Below are 16555 nucleotides of genomic sequence, written 5' to 3' on the forward strand. Positions count from 1 at the left end.
CGATCTCAGGCAGACCGGCAGTATCGGTGCTGCGTGGCGACGATGCCACGCGCGGGGATCACGGCGCGTCGGCATCCATCGCCGGACGCCCCTGCCGATCGATGCGATACCAGGTGCCACCGACCATCGCGGTGTGGCCGTCCTCGTCCGGTGTCCCTGGTCGGCAGCCTTGGCAGACGCGGGCCACGCCGTCTTCGAATGCCCAGCCAAAATCGAACGTGGCCGGGAATGCCTGACGCAGCTGCGTATCGAAGTAGCCAATGCGCGCGCCCACGCGGCCGCGCACCAGCCCTTCCACCACGTAGTCCGGGCCGTTGTCGAAGGTGATCACCGGCAGCTTCCGACCGTCGGCACGGACATAGTGGAATCCGCCGCCGGCATAAACGGCGGCCAACCCGTCCTGGTCGTAGGGCAACGCCGCCAGGGCCGTGGCATCCAGCGCCAGACGCCCATCGCGCCACAGGCAACCGGCCAGCGGTTGCAGGCCATCTTCCTCGGTAAGCACGGTGCACGCGCTGCCGGTGCCCCATGCCATGGCGGAGGCCAGCAGGCCGGCTGCCAGCAGCAGGAGCCGCACGTAGCGGCCCCTGTTCGTCGTGTTGCAGGTCGGCAGACGCATTACTTGCTGGCGCCGGCCTGGCGCTCGAACGCGGTCGGCTTGGGCAGCTCGACCGGCACGCCCTTGGCGTCGCAGGTGCCTGCCTCGCACAGGCGCTGACGCAGGCGCGGAGTGGCCTGCACGATCATGTGGTAGATCGCGTTCTGCTCCATCGTGCCGCGGACCGCCCTGCTGCCCGGGCCACGTGCCCAGATGCCGACGTCTTCGCCGCCATGCGATTCGCTCTTGGCGGGTACCAGCGCTTCCTGCATGTAATCAGGATGCTCGGTATCCACCGCGGTCAGGTCCGGCCGACCCGTGCTCGGATCGAAGCTGCTCGGGTTGTGCGGGTACCGCTTCGGGCCGACCGGCTGCTGGTTGGTGGCACCGGTGTAACCCGGGCCGTTGGCGTAGGTCAGCGTGGTGTAGGGCAGGCCCAGGCCATCGCGGGCCAGGTCCAGCTTGCCGGCACCGTCTTCGCCGCCCTTGTCCTTGACCTTGCCCAGGATCGGATTGCCACGTGCCGGGTAACCGACGAAGTTCAGCGTGTGCGAATGATCAGCGGTGACGATGATCAGCGTGTCCTGCTCGGAGGTCGCCTCGACGGCCGCGCGGACCGCATCGGACATCGCCACCGTATCGGTCAGTGCGCGGTAGGCGTTGCCGCTGTGGTTGGCGTGATCGATGCGCGCGCCTTCCACCATCAGCACATAGCCTTCCTGGTGGCGCGACAGGTTGGCGATCGCCGCCTGGGTCAGCTCGGCCAGGCTTGGCTCACCGGCCGGATCGTCCTTGCGCTCGGCCTCGTAACGCATGTGGTCCGGTTCGAACAGGCCCAGGATGGCCGGTGCCTTCGACGCGGCCTGCAACTGTTTGGCATTCCACACGTAGGCACCCTGCGGGTGCGCCTGCTGCCACTCGGTCACCAGACTGCGCCCGTCCAGGCGCTGGCCGACCTTGTCGTCATATTCCGGATCGCGTTCTTCGACCGTGGTGAATTCACCACGACCACCGCCGAGGGCGACCAGCGGGCCGCGCCCGAAGCGCGAGGTCGACAACAGCTGCTGGGCGATATCGCGGCAGCCGGCGGTCTTCGCTTGTTCCGGCACGTCAGTATCGTTTTCCCAGTTGCGCTCCGGCGAGTGCGCGTAGGTCGCCGCCGGGGTGGCATGGGTCAGGCGTGCGGTGGAGACCACGCCGGTCGCCATGCCGGCGCTGTCGGCCAACTGCAGCCAGGTCAGCAGCCCCTTGTTCAGGCTGTCGGCGCAGTCGTTGCGGGTGCCCGCGCTGACGCCGATCGCGCCCATGTGGGTCTTCACGCCGGTGGTGATCGCCGTCATCGTGCCGGCCGAATCCGGCGTCTGCGAATCGGTGTTGTAGGTCTTGCTGAACGCCGTGGCCGGGAAGCGCTCCCAGGACAACAGGTTCTCCTCACCCGGATGCCCGTTGCGCTGCCCCTCGAAGATGCGCGCCGCCGCCACCGTGGTCAGGCTCATGCCATCGCCCAGGAACAGGATGACGTTCTTGGCCTTGCCGTCCATCGCTCCCGTGCTGGCCGCGCGCGCCGCACCGCTGCGGTACCACCACTGCGGGGTCTCCCCGGCGGGGTGGGCAATGGCCGGCACATCGACCTGGACCGCGCCGGCAGCGGCGCTGGAGGAGGGAGCGGTACTGGCGCAGGCGCCGAGCAGCAGGGTGGTGACGGCGGCCACCAGAGGCGTGAAACGGGACATGGACGGGCAAATCTCGCGTGTGAAACGGGCGTTCATTATGCAGAACGCCGCAAGGCACGCCGATGACACGCTGATTTTCCGTGTACGCCTCGTTCCAGCGCCCCGCTTGGGCTAAGGTGCCTAGCTGTCAAATTACCTCTGGAACGCGCATGAAGCTGGTCTCTGCCTGGTTGCGGATCCCCTTCTGGCAACGGGTCCTCGGCGGCTTCGTCCTCGGCGCACTGGCCGGCTGGCTGCTCGGGCCGGCGGCGGAAACCTGGTTCGGCCCCCTCGGCGATCTCTACGTCACCCTGATCAAGATGATCGCGGTGCCGCTGGTGTTCTTCGCCGTGATCAACGCCATCTCCTCGCTGCACGGGCAGAAGTCCGTCGCCGCCCTGGGCGGGCGCACCTTCCTGTGGTTCATCATCACCGCCGCCCTGGCGGTCTGCGTGGGCCTTGCCGTCGGCACCGTCATGCAGCCCGGCAGCGGCGCGCTCAGCCTGAGCATGGACCACGGCTACACCCCCCGCGAAGTACCCAGCGTGATCAAGGTGCTGATGGATGTCGTGCCCTCCAACGTGTTCTACGCGTTGACCGGCATCGGCACCCGCATCAACAGCGCCGGTGAAACCGTCCTGGCCGCCGGGCGCGGCTCGATCCTGCCGGTGATCTTCTTCGCCGGCCTGCTCGGTTTTGCCATGGTCAAGCTCGGCGACAAGGTCAGCGAAGCACGCAAGCTGACCGGGCAGATGAGCGAGATCATGATCCAGGTGACCCGCTTCGTGCTGGAGATCACCCCGCTGGGCACCTTCGGCCTGATCGCCGGCCTGGTCGGCAGCTACGGCTTTGAAAAGCTGCTGCCGCTCGGCAACTTCGTGCTCGCCCTGTACATCGCCTGTGCCGTGCACATCGTCGTGGTCTACGGCAGCCTGCTGCTCATGCACGGCCTGAACCCGCTCAAGTTCTTCCGCGGCGCCGCCCCCGGCATGCAGGTCGCTTTCGTCAGCTCCTCCAGCTTCGCCGCCATGCCCGCCGCGATGCGCTCGATCACCCACAACCTCGGCGTCAACAAGGACTACGCTTCCTTCGCCGTCCCGCTCGGCGCCAGCATCAAGATGGACGGCTGCGGCGCGATCTATCCCGCCCTGTGCGCGGTCTTCATCGCCCAGTACACCGGCGTGCCGCTCACCCCAGAGCAGTACATCGTGGTCCTGATCGCCTCGGTCCTCGGCAGCTTCGGCACCGCCGGCGTCCCCGGCACCGCCGTCGTGATGGCCACCGTTGTCCTCAGCGCCGCCAACCTCCCGCTGGAAACCATCGGTTACCTCTACGCCATCGACCGCATCCTCGACATGATGCGCACGATGACCAACGTCACCGGCCAGATGCTGGTCCCGGTCATCGTCGCCAAGGAAACCGGCCTGCTCGACCGTGAGATCTACGACAACCCATCCACCAACCTGGGCGTGGATGAAGGCGAAGAACGAACGTCCTGATGCAGGCACGAACGCAGCACCCAAAGACCGGCGAGAGCCGGTCTTTTTTTTGTTTGGGGGAACTGCTTTCGCATCTTCGCTTCTTCCTGCCGCACAGGCAGATGTCTGGCGGGCTGGCGATGCCAAGCCTCGCCGGGACCGTGAGCGACATGGATGTCGCGACACGAGCCCCCATGGATGGGTTCACGGCGTGTCCCGGCGAGGCTTGGCATCGCCGGCCCTCACGATAAAGCGACTGGCTTAAGCTGTACAAACAAACCCGGAGCTAGCCTGAACCCGCACCGTAACCCCGTGTATCACCCGGTGTAACACCTGTGATACACCCGCACCACGCCTGCCTCTCGGCGCAACCCCATCCACCGGCCAACCTATTCATCCACCCAACCGCTAACGCCGCTGTAACAGCAATGTTGCGTGCGATTAACCCCAACCGCACGAAAGCCCAGCAAACACGGGCATCCGGAACTTGGCACGAATGCTGCTCCAACCCCTCGCATGTAATCGGAGGTCGCCATGGACAGCGTTGCCGCACACCGCACACGACACACCACACTCTGGCTGCTCGCCGTTGCACTCATCGTGCCGGCGGCCGCCAACGCCTCCGGCGCACGCCAGGGCGTCAAACCCCAGCCCGGCGAAATCGTCCTCCTGCGTGACGTCTCCGCCCGGCCGGCTTACCGTCCGGCACCGCCCGGCATGGCGCTGATCGCCGACCCCTCACCGCGCCGCGAAATCGGCCAGGCCCTCGGTACCTCCACCGGCATGGACGAACTCAGCGACGATGACTACGCCTCGCTCGGTTCCAACACCGGTGCCGGCATCCCGCGCAGCGCCACCACCATCGAGCGCGTGACCGGCCACACGGTCAGCGGCACCCTCGGCAAGGTCACCGACAGCGGCATGCTCTCCAGCGGCCAGCTCAGCAACACCATTGGTGGCCCCATGGGCGCGGTCGGCAACGCCACACGCGGCATCGGCGACCAGGTCCGCGGCGCACTCGCCCAGTTCCCGCTCGGCCAGCCCGCAGGCGGACCCGGCAAATGAACAACACCCTGCGCACTGGGCTGCTGACCTGCCTGCTGCTCGCCCCACTGGCCGCACACGCACAGCAGGCCAACGACTACGCCGCGATGCTCTCCTACCTCAATCAGAGCCGCATCGACGGCCGCACCCTGGCCGGCGCCGACGGCGCCATGACCGTCAACATGGCTGCCGGTGATCTCAACCAGCAGGCCAACCTGATGGGCATCGCCAACGGCCGCAACGCTCACATCAATGTGGATGCGCGCCAGCAGCAGTCCAACAACCTCAGCCTCAGCGATACCGCCATGGACGCCAGCGCCACGCTCGGCGGCCAGGCACTCAACGGCGCCCGAGGCGTGGCATCGATCAACCAGGCCAGCGGCAACGGCAACGCGACGCTCAACGTCGTCACCGCCACGCTGGCGCAACAGGGCATACGCGAAACGAACGACGAGGCTTTGGCTGCGTCGGGCGCACTCGCGTCAGCAGGGGGGCAGGGGGCCGTCAACAGCGGTCGGTCGGCCGGAACTCGCAGGGTGGCGGTCGAAGCCTCCGCACTGCAGGGATTCGACGGCGTCCTGCAACTCAATCAGATCGCGGGATCCGGCAACGCCACCGCAAACCAACTGAGCATTTCGGTGCAGTCCACCCCGTGAGTAGTCACATCCACCCGATTGTCTGTGATGAGAGAGAGGGCACCATGAACACCAACATGAAACGGACCGTACTGGCCATCGCCGTCGCCGCTGCATCCGCCTCCGCCGGCGCCAATGGCTGGGGCAATGACCGCGACAACCAGAACCAGAGCGCCAACATCAACCACCTGCACAACGTGGCTGAAACGCGCACCAACACCAATACCGATACCAACACCGAAACCAATACCACCACCAACACAGATACCGATTCGCGCACCTGGAACCGGACCTGGAACAACACCCGCAACAACAACAGCACCACCAACACCACCATCAACGACAACGTGACGAGCAACACCAACGTCACCAGCAACCGCGACGTGACCAGCAACCGCAACGTCACCGAGAACGTCAACAAGACCAGCAACATCCAGGCCGACGAGCGTCAGGAAAAGAACAACCACGGCGTCGACGTGAACATCGAGAAGGACCTGCGCCTGAGCTCGGACATCAGCTTCTCGGGCGATCCGGAAATCACCGGCTCGATCGATATCGACTCGGCCGCCATCGCCATCATCGACAACCGCCAGTCGGTCACCAACAATCTGGCCGGCAACACCCTGGTGACCAACAGCGCCTCGATCGCCGACGACGTCGGTGCCGATGCCTCCGGCAACCTGGGCTTCAACGTCGCCGCCGGTGACAACAACGCGCAGGACAACGCCGCGTCGCTGTCCGCGGCCGATGCGTCCTTCAGCTTCGGCATGGCCGATGCGGAAGTCTTCGTCAACCAGTACGGCGGTGGCAACACCACCCTCAACTCGGGCGTGACCAACGCTGCGGGCCTGGGTGGCAATGCCTTCAGTGGCGCGTCCGGCAACATCGGTGCCAACGTCGCCTCGGGCAACAACAACGAGCAGAAGAACGCGCTCGCCGCCTCGGTCGCCACCAGCGCCTATGCGACCTCGAGCATCAGCTCCAACCAGGTGTCCTCCGGCAACACCGTCAGCAACGCCGGCTACCTGCAGTCGATGACCGACACCGTGGACGTGAACCTGAGCGGTCGCGTTGCCGGTGCCACGTTGGCCGTCGGTGCGGGCCGTTACAGCGGCTCGGGAAGTGCCTACCAGAAAGACAACTACTACCTGGATACCTGGAGTGGCGCGCTGGATCACCCGAGCGGCAGCGAAACCGGTCATATCGACATGGATAGCGATATCCAGAATGCCACCGCCAACCCGAATCGTCCGGGCGTGGGCGGCATTGCGTTCGACACCGAAGAGCGCGGCACCAGCCAGTTCGTTGAACTGGGCGTGGCCGACCTCTACGCGAGCCTGAGCGGCACCGTCTCCACCACCCGTTGGGTGAACGTGGATGCCACCAACACCGCGGCATTGTCCGGCAGTGCGTTCTCCGGCGCCTCCGGCAACATCGGGGTGAACGTGGCCTCCGGTACCGGCAACCTGCAGGCCAACAGTCTGGCCCTGGCGGTTGCGCAGCCCTCCACCGGCGGTGGTGGTGGCGGCGGTCCGGAACAGTAAGTCTGTCCGTTTTCGCAAGCAGTACGCGTTGAGCGCAACAAACCCGGTCATCCGCCAATGACCGGGCTCCCCGGGAGCCCCTGTCCCTTCTCCCCCTTGGGGCAGGGGCTCCTTCCTGAGCCGGAGTACTGCATGTCCAGTCGTATGCGCACGTGGATGCTGGTGTGGACACTGTCGATGCTGATGATGCCGATGGGCAGCGTACGCGCCGGCGATGTCGGCTTCAGTGGCGTACTGCCCAACGGGGCGGTGCTCACCCAGCGTGTGGAAAGCATGCAGGAACGGCGCTTCCGCAATGTCGTACGGCAGCACACCGATTACAGCTGTGGCGCAGCTGCCCTGGCCACGATCCTGCGCTACGCCTACCACCTGGAGGCCGATGAGAGCACGGTGATCGAAGGGATGATGGGGGTCTCGGATCCACAACTGGTCCACCAGCGCGGTTTCTCGCTGCTGGACATCAAGCGTTACGTCGAATCGATGGGCATGCGTGGACGCGGCTACCGCGTCAACGAAGAGCGCCTGCGCTCACTGCGCGTGCCCGGGCTGGTGCTGATGGATGTGCGGGGCTTCCGCCATTTCGTGGTCCTCAAACAGGTCCGTGGCGATGTGGTGGATGTGGCCGACCCGATCCTGGGAAACCGCAGCATTCCCGTCAGCGAATTTCTTCAGGCGTGGCCGTCGCGCGCCGTGTTTGTCGTGATCGGGAGTGACTTCGATCGCAACACGGCACTGCTGCAGCCCGGCGAACGGCCGAGTGCCCGTTCGCTATATGCCAGGCAGGGACCGATCACCGATGCGGAACTGGTCGATTTCGGATTCACCCATGCCGATCTGTTTTAAGGAGGCACCATGAACATTGCAACCTGGACGCCCGGCATCGTGTTGCTCGCCCTGCTGGGCATCGCGCCGGCACACGCCGACGACAGCCGGCCCGGCAAGGGATTGAGTGAAATCCCCGACCCGGAATTGAATCTCATGCGGGGTCGTTACACCGTCGGTGGCAACACCGTGGCGTGGTTCGGCGTCACCATGGTCTCGCAATGGCAGACCGCCGGCGGGCAGTCCGCACAGAGCGCGCTGAAGCTGGGCATGGACTTCAGCCACGGCGGCAGCGCACCGAAGATCAGCTTCGCACCGAGCGTGAGCGTGACCGCCGCCGATGCGCCGCTGCCGGTGACCCCAGGGCGCAGCGTGGACTCCAGCGGGCTGCAGAACGTGGCCGGCCTCAGCCAGAGCATCCAGGTGGCCGGTGACGGCAACCTGGCCAGCAACGCCACCCAGTTGACCGTGCGCGATGGCGTGGCACCCACGCCCACCGGCGAAGGCGTGAACCTGGCGAGCGTGCAGCAGGGCGGCGTCAGTGCGCTGGCCCAGCTGGAAGGCAACACGGCCAAGGTGCAGTTGCAGATCGAGGGTGTCGGTGCGGTCCAGCAATGGATCCGCAACGGCAGCGTCGGCCAGAGCATCGCGCTGGGCAGTGATGGACAGTCGGTCACCAACCGGCTGCAGATCGACCTCGTGAGGCAGTCGCTGGCCAACAACGTTCCGCTCAATCAGAACGTGGCGCAGGCGATGACGCTGGTACGCGGCGTAGGCATGGGGCCGGGCCAGTGATCCATCGGCCCGGCAGGGGGAGCGTCAACACAACAGTGGGCCAAGGCAATGCACACGATGATCCGCGCAACACCGCTGGCGCTGGCGGCGCTGGCACTCATGGCGGCTGCGTCCGCCCAGGCACAGGCGCAACAGCCTGCGCCCAATGACGAGGCCGACGTCAGGGCACTGATGGCGCAGCTGGAAAGCCTCAAGGCCAACTACGCGCAGGAAGTGCGACGTCTGCGCGAACTGGACATGCAGGTGCAGGCGATGCAGGCAAGACTGACCGGCAAGACCGCGCCGGTCGCCGGTGCTGCACCTCCACCTCAACAGGCCTTGCCGGCTGGCACGCCTGCAGCACCGGCCAGCGCCGACGGTTACGCCAGCTCGGCGGCCGAAGCGCAGCAGGCCAAACAGGAATCGCGACGCAGCGTGGATGACGTCAAACAGCAGCAGGCCGCGCTGTTCAGCCGCCGCTTCACGATCGAAAACAGCCTGTCCTACGCGCGCTATGACCGCAAGCAGCTCAGCCTCAACGGCTTCCTGGCGCTGGACGCGATCTTCCTGGGCAACATCGCCATCGAGAATGTCGAGTCGGACACGCTCACCTACAACCTGGCTGCGCGCTGGGGCGTCAGCCCGCGCCTGACCTTGAACCTGGATGTGCCCTACTTGGCCCGCAAGACGGTGTTCCAGAAGGGCGGTGCCGGCGGTTCTGCCGCGGCTATCGCGCAGGAAGAGACGACGGGTAATGGCATCGGCGATGTTGGCGTGAGCGCCAATTACCGGCTGTTCGCCGAGCGTGGGCGGCTGCCGGAAACCGTGCTGACCGTGGGCGCGACCGCGCCGACCGGGCGTGCGCCGTATGGGCTGGACTGGAAGGTGCTCGAACGCGATGACGATGACTTCATCCGTTTCGCGGTGCCCGAACAGCAGCCCACCGGCAATGGCGTCTGGCAGGCCAACGTCGGCCTGTCGGCGGTAAAGACCGCCGACCCCGCGATCCTGTTCGCCAACATCGGCTACATCCATTCCTTTCCGCGCAGCTTCGATGACATCGACGCCAACCCGGACACCACCAACCCGGGGGACGTGAAGCTGGGCGGCTCGTACTACTTCGGTGCCGGCGTGGCGTTCGCCTTCAACGAGCGCACCAGCCTGAGCATCTCCTTCAGCGACAAGCTCAGCGCGCGCGCGTCCACGCGCTACAAGAATGGCCAGTGGCTCAAGGTAATCGGCAGCGATGCCAATGCCGCCACGCTCAACCTGGGCATCACCTATGCCCTGAACCAGAAGACCACGTTGGTGAGCCTGCTGGGTATCGGCCTGACCCCCGATGCACCGGACTTCACCCTGGCCTTCAAGGTGCCGTACAGCCTGTGAGCCAACGGCAGGGTCGCGCAGTCCACGGGTTTGATGCGACGGTTCGCGGGTCAGCGCAGTTCGGGTAGCGCCAGTTGGTGCTTGCGGCAGAGCCGGTAGACGGTCACCCGGGAGACCTGCATCTGGCGGGCGCAGGCGGTGATGTTGAAATCCGCCTGGCGCAGGGCATGCAGCAGGGTCTCGCGTTCGGCCACCTGCTTTGCGCCTTGCAGGCCGCGCTCGGCGGTGGCCATCAGCGGTTGCGTCAATTCCAGGTCCGCTGCGGTGATCAGCTCGGCATCGCTGACGATCGCCGCACGCTGCACCCGGTTGAGCAGCTCGCGCACATTGCCCGGCCAGCCGAACCGCTCCAGTGCCTGCACCGCATCGGCGGTGAATCCGCGCGCACGGGTGACATGGCGGTGCCGGAAGCTGGCGAGGAAATGGTGGGCCAGCAACGCGATGTCGCTGCCGCGCTCGCGCAGCGGCGGCAGCGGCAGCCGCAGTACATTGAGGCGATAAAAGAGGTCGCGACGGAAGTGACCCTGCTCGACCGCTTTCTCCAGATCCACGTGGGTGGCCGCGAGCACGCGCACATCCACCTCCAGCGGCCGGTTGCTGCCGACGCGCTCCACCGTGCCTTCCTGCAGCACGCGCAGCAGATTGGTCTGCGCGTCCAGCGGCAGATCGCCGATCTCGTCCAGGAAGACGGTGCCACCACTGGCCGATTCGAACAGGCCCAGCCGACGGGTTGCTGCACCGGTGAACGCGCCCCGCTCGTGGCCGAACAGCTCGGACTGGACCAGCGCCGCGGGGATCGCGCCGCAGTTCACTGCCAGGAACGGACGCGCATGACGTGCGGACAGCGCGTGCAGGGCCTGGGCGGCCAGTTCCTTGCCGGTGCCGGTTTCGCCGGTGATCAGCACCGGCAGATCCACCGGCGCGTACTTGCGGATTGCCGCGCGGGTGACCTGCAGCACGGCGCTGTCGCCGATCAGGGACTGCGGACCGTGGGTGGCGGGCAGGGGCTCGGCACCGGCCAACTGCTGCAGGCGTTGGACGACGCGCGGCAGATCGATCGGCGCGGTGTAGGTATCCACGCAGGCAGCGAGCAGCGCATCCAGCACCGGCGAGGGACGCAGTGGGGCCGCCGGCAGCAAGGCCAGCAGGCTCATGTGACGGTGGTCCACCAGTAGCTGCTGCAGATGGGCCAGGTTGGCCGGGACCACGGTGCGCAGGTCCAGCAGGCCCACGACCTGGTCGCTGCCGCGCATGCCGATGCCCGCGCATTGTTCCGGGGCCACGCCCCGCACCTGCCAGCCGGCCGCAGCCAAGGTGGCCCGTTCAAGCGGGAGAGGTTGCCCAAACCAGATCACACACCGGGCAGGAAAATCGGGGACAGCCGCCATGCGTCACCTTGTCGACGAGAAGCTCGGGCGGTGTCTGCTGCCTGATCGGTTGCCGCGCACGTGCCGCCCCACGTCCGGGTCCGTCCCCCGCCGCAGCGCACAGGCGCCCGGCGTGTCGCCGGCCGGGAAATAGACGGTGACAGAGAAGGGAACGCGGATTGGGGGGGGCAGCGGCCATCGCCGGGCGGCCCAAAGAAAAAGGCCGCTGCAGGGCAGCGGCCTTCGATCTGTTGATTCAGCAGGGCGCGTCAGAGGTCGACGCGGCGGGCCTGCATGAACTTGCCGCCCCAGTACCCGCTGACCAGGCTGTCGACGCGGACGTCCTTGCCGGTGCTCGGGGCATGCAGGAAGCGACCTTCGCCGACATAGATGCCGACATGGTCGACCCGGCCCTTGCGGCCGAAGAACACCAGGTCGCCAGCTGCCAGGGCGTTGCGGTCATTGATCAGTTCGGCCGCGCCGTCATGGGCCATTTCGCGCGACACGCGCGGCAGCTCCACGCCCAGCGCGGTACGGAACACATAGCCGACCAGGCCGCTGCAGTCGAAACCACTGTCCGGCGAGGTGCCACCCCAGCGGTACGGGGTGCCGAGCAGGGTCATCGCACGGCGCAGCAGGGACTGGACCTTGCCGTTTTCGGCGGCGTCGCCGGCCACGGTAATGGCGCCGGTGCTGGCGTCGTAGTTGGCGAGCAGGCGGCTCAGATCACCGGCGAACATCGCCGAGCGGTCCATGAGCGGGATGGTGTCGTTGGCCGCCAGGTGCGGAAGCAGGGCGGCGAGGGTGGCGCTGGCAGCGGCATCGGCCTTGCTGCGGGCCGGCGCTTCAGCCTTGGACTTGGCCGGCGCGGGGGAATCAGGTGCAACAGTGACGGGGGTTGCAGCGACCTCGGAGCCGATCGTCGGCGCGGACTGGGCCCATGCCGGAAGGCTGGCCAGGCAGAGCGCTGCGGCGATGAAGGCGGGTCGGGCGCGACGCCGAAGGGCGGCTGTCTGGCCTTTGCAACTCAGGTCGTCTGTCGTCACGCGGCGGTCACTGAATAAAAACGATGGGTGATGATGCCGTGTAAGCGCAGTGATTAGGTACAAATTCCGTTAATTTTTCGTTTACAACTATGTGATCTAGGTCACAAATTTAGCCCTTACCCCTGTTCAGCTTAGTTAAGGACGCGTTTCGCCCCGGTGTAGTGGTCCTTCCAGTAAGGCCCGCCCAGCGAATCCAGCCGGACGGTGCCACCGGTGCTGGGGGCGTGCACGAAGCGGCCTTCACCCACATAGATGCCGACATGGAAGACGTTGCCCTTGTTGCCGAAAAACACCAGGTCGCCTGGTGCCAGGCGCTTGGGCTCGATCTTCGGTCCCTGCACGGCGGCCAGATCACGCGAGGTGCGGGGCAGGCGCAGATCCAGCATCTCGCGGTACACGTAGGCGACCAGGCCGCTGCAGTCGAAGCCGGATTCCGGGGTGTTGCCGCCGTAACGGTACGGCGTGCCCACCAGTCCGATCGCGCGCATCAGCACCGCGTTGGCCGCCTGCGGGTCATTCGGGGCCACGCTGGGCCAGACCTGGGTGGAGGCGGGCGGTGGGGCCGGGCGGGTGGTCTTGCCGCCGCCACAGGCACTCAGCAGGGCGATGATCGCCAGCAGGGCCAGGCGGCCGGGCAGGCGGGTCAGGCGCGAAACTGGCGTCATGTGCATGTTGTCCGGATAATGCGCGACCTTAGAAGGCCGTCATGATGGCGGCGTATCCGGCAGGCCACAACCCGCCTCACCCGTCTGCCCTCGGCAGTCTCCAGACCAGAGTTGCGCATGAAGATCGAAAAAGACCGCGTCGTCCGTTTCCATTACACCGTCGCCGAGCAGGGCCAGGAGCCGATCGAGAGCTCCAAGGACCGTGATCCGCTGGCGATCCTGATCGGCCACGGCAACATCATCCCGGGCCTGGAAAACGCCATGATGGACAAGGAAGCCGGCGCCACCTTCGAAGTGGACGTCAAGGCGACCGATGCCTACGGCGAGCGCCGCGAAGGCCTGACCCAGCGCGTGCCCAAGAAGCACTTCGGTACCAGCAAGCTGGTTCCGGGCCAGCAGGTCGTGCTGCAGACCAACTTCGGCCCGCGCGCGGTCACCGTGGAGAAGGTCGGCATGAGCGTGGTCGATGTTGACCTGAACCACCCGATGGCTGGCAAGGACCTGCACTTCAACGTCGAGATCGTCGACGTGCGCGAAGCCAGCAAGGAAGAAATCGAGCACGGCCACGTGCACGGCGACGGCGGCCACCAGCACTGAGTGCTGCAGCCCCTCGTCGATCCAACGGCCCGCTTCGGCGGGCCGTTTTCGTTTGTGCGGCAGGCTTCCACGCGCACGGCATAATGGCGGACCTGGTCAGCGGATTGCCTGTGAACGCAGCTTCTTCTCCTTTGCAGCCGGTGGGCGCCAACGAGCGCATCGCCGTCATCGACATCCTGCGCGGGTTCGCGCTGCTGGGCATCCTGCTGATGAACATGGAGGCGTTCAGCGGTCCGCTGGACCTGTCCTTCACCGGCATCGATCCGCATTGGCAGGGCGCGGACTACTGGGCCGATGCAGCCATCTACGTGCTGGTCCAAGGCAAGTTCTTCACCCTGTTCTCGCTGTTGTTCGGCGCGGGGTTCTCGGTCATGGCGCAGCGCGCTGCGGCGGCCGACCGCGCATTCGCGCCGTTCTATCTGCGCCGCAGTGCTGCGCTGCTGCTGATCGGCCTGTGCCATGCGCTGCTGGTATGGTCCGGCGACATCCTGGTGATCTATGCAGTGATCTCACTGCCGTTGCTCGCCTGTCGCGAGGCGCCGCGCAGTTGGCTGCCTGCGATGGGGGTGATCAGCTATCTGGGCGCAGCCGCCCTGGTGATGCTGCTGGGCGCGTTGATGAGCTGGATGGCCACCATGGACCACGCGCAGGACCCGCTGCGCGAGGCCATCGCGCAGGCCCAGCGGACGGTCGAACTGCAGCGCCAGGCATACGCGCATGGCAGCTGGGGGCAGGCGGTCGGACAGCGGCTGCGCGATCTCGGTGCGATGTTGTCGGGCATCTTCGTGATCGGTCCGGAAGTGCTGGGCATGTTCCTGATCGGCAGCTGGTTCGCCCGCAGTGGCGCGCTGGCCGAACCCGAGCGGTTTGCACGGCTGTATGCACGGCTGCGCTGGATCGCCTTGCCGGTGGGCCTGGTGCTGATGCTGGGCAGTGCGATCTGGCATCCCTATCAAGCGCCCGGCACGCTGGATCTGCGCGGCGGCGTGGCGTATGCGACCAGTGCGCTGGCCGGGCTGCTGATGTGCCTGGGCTACCTGGCCTGGATCGTGCACTGGCGCGCACGCCTGCAGGTGTTGGCACCGATGGGGCGGATGGCGCTGACCCATTACATCGGCCAGTCGCTGGTCTGTACCTGGGTGTTCTATGGCTATGGACTGGGCGCGTTCGAAACGCTGCCGCGCCTGTGGCAGATTCCGTTCGCGCTGGCCCTGTTCGCGCTGCAGGTGGCGATCAGCCATGCGTGGCTGCGGTGCTTCCGGTTCGGACCGCTGGAGTGGATCTGGCGCGCGATGACCTATCTGCAGTGGCCGCCGCTGCGCCGGGCCTGAACCGGGGGCCGCCGCGGGGCACGCTCACGTCTGGATCGCGGTGGCGCATGGCATGCTGGAAAGGAGCATGCGGGCCGTGCAACGGCGGCCGATCCTGCCCCCTTACCGAGTTGAGCGATACCAATGACGACGCAATACGACTATGACCTGATCGTGCTGGGCGGTGGTTCCGGCGGCCTCGCCGCGGCCTTCCGCGCGGCGCAGCACGGCCAGCGCGTGGCGATGCTGGAGCCGGGCGAACTTGGCGGCACCTGCGTCAATGTCGGCTGCGTGCCGAAGAAAGCGATGTGGCTGGCGGCCGATCTCTCCGGCCGTATTGGTCTGGCCGCCGCAATGGGCTTCGATGTACCCGTGCGCCCTTCGCTGGACTGGAAAGAACTGGTGGTGCATCGGCAGGCCTACATCGCCAACATCCATGCCAGCTATCTCAAGCGACTCAATGAGAACAAGGTGGTGCGTGTACCGCGCCGTGGTCGGCTGGTGGATGCGCACACCGTGGAGTGCAGCGATGGCGTCCGCATCAGTGCCGCTCACGTCCTGATCGCCACCGGTGCGTATCCGCAGCGTCCGGAGATTCCCGGTGCGGAACTGGGTCTGGTATCCGATGATTTCTTCAACCTGTGCGGCGCGCCCGAGCGGGTCGCGATCGTGGGCGGTGGCTACATCGCGGTGGAGCTGGCCGGGCTGCTGCAGGCGCTCGGTAGCCGCGTGACGCTGCTGGTACGTGGCGAGCGGCTGCTGGAGCGCTTCGATGCAGAACTGACCGCACAGCTTGCCGAGAACCTGCGCCACCAAGGCGTACAGATCCATTTCGGTTACCGCCTGCGCGAGCTGCAGCGTGACGGCGATGCCGTGGTCGCGCTCGGCCATGATGGCCCGGCCGACGGTCATTTCGATGCAGTGTTCTTTGCCACCGGGCGACGCGGCAACAGTGCCGATCTGGGGTTGGAAGCGCTCGGCGTGGTGATCGGTGACAAGGGCGAGGTCGAGGTCGACGCGTGGCAGACCACCGCCGTACCCAGCGTGCATGCGGTGGGCGACATCGCCGGCAAGGTTGGCCTGACCCCGGTGGCGATCGCCGCGGCGCGCAAGTTGATGGACCGCCTGTTCGGTGGCCAGCCCCAGGCGAAGATGGACTATGAAAACGTGGCCAGTGTGGTGTTCTCGCATCCGGCCTTGGGCGCGGTGGGGCTGAGCGAAGAAGAGGCCTGTGCGAGATATGGTGATGTGCGCGTGTATCGCAGCAACTTCCGCCCGATGCTGCAGGCCTTGGCCGATGGCACCCAGCGCAGCCTGTTCAAGCTGGTCTGCGTGGGCGAGGACGAGCGCGTGGTCGGCGTGCACCTGCTGGGCGAGTCTGCGGATGAAATCCTGCAGGGGTTCGCGCTGGCGGTGAAGATGGGTGTGACCAAGGCCCAGTTCGACGACACCGTGGCGATCCATCCGACCTCGGCAGAAGAAGTGGTACTGATGCGCTGAAAGCGCGTCAGCGGCGTGCACCTGCCGCAGCCGCAGCAGGCATCCGGTAGTGCCACGCCATGCGTGGCGGCCGCGCA

General features: G+C 66.4%; 15 protein-coding genes. 10 read left to right on the top strand and 5 right to left on the bottom strand.

What is annotated here, in order from left to right; all coding sequences use genetic code 11:
* Window positions 1-58: 58 nt before the first annotated feature.
* Entirely contained in the window at window positions 59-577 is a 519-nt protein-coding gene (locus EDF74_RS13590) for a WG repeat-containing protein (RefSeq protein ID WP_428999164.1), read from the bottom strand.
* A 41-nt stretch (window positions 578-618) separates the two neighbouring features.
* A complete protein-coding gene (locus tag EDF74_RS13595; protein WP_123730591.1) occupies window positions 619-2331 on the bottom strand; it encodes an alkaline phosphatase in 1713 nt (570 codons plus the stop codon).
* Between the two features lie 149 nt (window positions 2332-2480).
* On the opposite strand from EDF74_RS13595, the gene EDF74_RS13600 reads away from it, so the two are divergent.
* From EDF74_RS13600 to EDF74_RS13630, 7 genes are all read left to right on the top strand, one after another.
* A complete protein-coding gene (locus EDF74_RS13600; RefSeq protein WP_123730592.1) occupies window positions 2481-3809 on the top strand; it encodes a dicarboxylate/amino acid:cation symporter in 1329 nt (442 codons plus the stop codon).
* A gap of 513 nt (window positions 3810-4322) precedes the next feature.
* Window positions 4323-4853 carry a hypothetical protein gene (locus EDF74_RS13605; RefSeq protein ID WP_123730593.1) on the top strand — a complete coding sequence of 177 codons (531 nt, stop codon included), beginning with the start codon at window positions 4323-4325 and terminating at the stop codon, window positions 4851-4853.
* Window positions 4850-5488: a hypothetical protein gene (locus EDF74_RS13610; protein WP_123730594.1), complete on the top strand. Its 639-nt coding sequence runs from the start codon at window positions 4850-4852 to the stop codon at window positions 5486-5488. Before EDF74_RS13605 ends, EDF74_RS13610 begins: the two co-directional genes overlap by 4 nt.
* Before the next feature lie 44 nt (window positions 5489-5532).
* Window positions 5533-7011: an adhesin gene (locus tag EDF74_RS13615; RefSeq protein WP_123730595.1), complete on the top strand. Its 1479-nt coding sequence runs from the start codon at window positions 5533-5535 to the stop codon at window positions 7009-7011.
* A 144-nt stretch (window positions 7012-7155) separates the two neighbouring features.
* Window positions 7156-7854: a C39 family peptidase gene (locus EDF74_RS13620; RefSeq protein WP_123730596.1), complete on the top strand. Its 699-nt coding sequence runs from the start codon at window positions 7156-7158 to the stop codon at window positions 7852-7854.
* Between the two features lie 9 nt (window positions 7855-7863).
* Window positions 7864-8628, top strand: a complete 765-nt coding sequence (locus EDF74_RS13625) for a hypothetical protein (RefSeq protein WP_123730597.1) — start codon at window positions 7864-7866, stop codon at window positions 8626-8628.
* 48 nt (window positions 8629-8676) lie between these two features.
* Entirely contained in the window at window positions 8677-9993 is a 1317-nt protein-coding gene (locus tag EDF74_RS13630; RefSeq protein WP_123730598.1) for a hypothetical protein, read from the top strand.
* A 50-nt stretch (window positions 9994-10043) separates the two neighbouring features.
* Here EDF74_RS13630 and EDF74_RS13635 read toward each other — a convergent pair whose 3' ends face one another.
* The 3 genes from EDF74_RS13635 to EDF74_RS13645 form a co-directional block, all read right to left on the bottom strand.
* Window positions 10044-11381 carry a sigma-54 interaction domain-containing protein gene (locus EDF74_RS13635; protein ID WP_123730599.1) on the bottom strand — a complete coding sequence of 446 codons (1338 nt, stop codon included), beginning with the start codon at window positions 11379-11381 and terminating at the stop codon, window positions 10044-10046.
* Window positions 11382-11629: 248 nt separating this feature from the next.
* Window positions 11630-12406 carry a C40 family peptidase gene (locus EDF74_RS13640; RefSeq protein ID WP_123730600.1) on the bottom strand — a complete coding sequence of 259 codons (777 nt, stop codon included), beginning with the start codon at window positions 12404-12406 and terminating at the stop codon, window positions 11630-11632.
* Between the two features lie 131 nt (window positions 12407-12537).
* A complete protein-coding gene (locus tag EDF74_RS13645; protein ID WP_123730601.1) occupies window positions 12538-13077 on the bottom strand; it encodes a C40 family peptidase in 540 nt (179 codons plus the stop codon).
* A gap of 111 nt (window positions 13078-13188) precedes the next feature.
* Here EDF74_RS13645 and EDF74_RS13650 point away from each other — a divergent pair, with 111 nt between their 5' ends.
* The 3 genes from EDF74_RS13650 to gorA all read left to right on the top strand — a co-directional run bounded on the left by EDF74_RS13650 (window position 13189) and on the right by gorA (window position 16478).
* A complete protein-coding gene (locus EDF74_RS13650; RefSeq protein ID WP_088433264.1) occupies window positions 13189-13668 on the top strand; it encodes an FKBP-type peptidyl-prolyl cis-trans isomerase in 480 nt (159 codons plus the stop codon).
* 83 nt (window positions 13669-13751) lie between these two features.
* Window positions 13752-14999 (top strand): DUF418 domain-containing protein, encoded by a 1248-nt coding sequence (locus tag EDF74_RS13655; protein WP_123730602.1) that lies wholly within the window; start codon window positions 13752-13754, stop codon window positions 14997-14999.
* A 123-nt stretch (window positions 15000-15122) separates the two neighbouring features.
* On the top strand, window positions 15123-16478 hold the full coding sequence (gene gorA, locus EDF74_RS13660; protein ID WP_123730603.1) for a glutathione-disulfide reductase: 1356 nt from the start codon (window positions 15123-15125) through the stop codon (window positions 16476-16478).
* Window positions 16479-16555 lie beyond the last annotated feature (77 nt).

Source organism: Stenotrophomonas rhizophila (assembly GCF_003751305.1).
GTDB lineage: Bacteria > Pseudomonadota > Gammaproteobacteria > Xanthomonadales > Xanthomonadaceae > Stenotrophomonas > Stenotrophomonas rhizophila_B.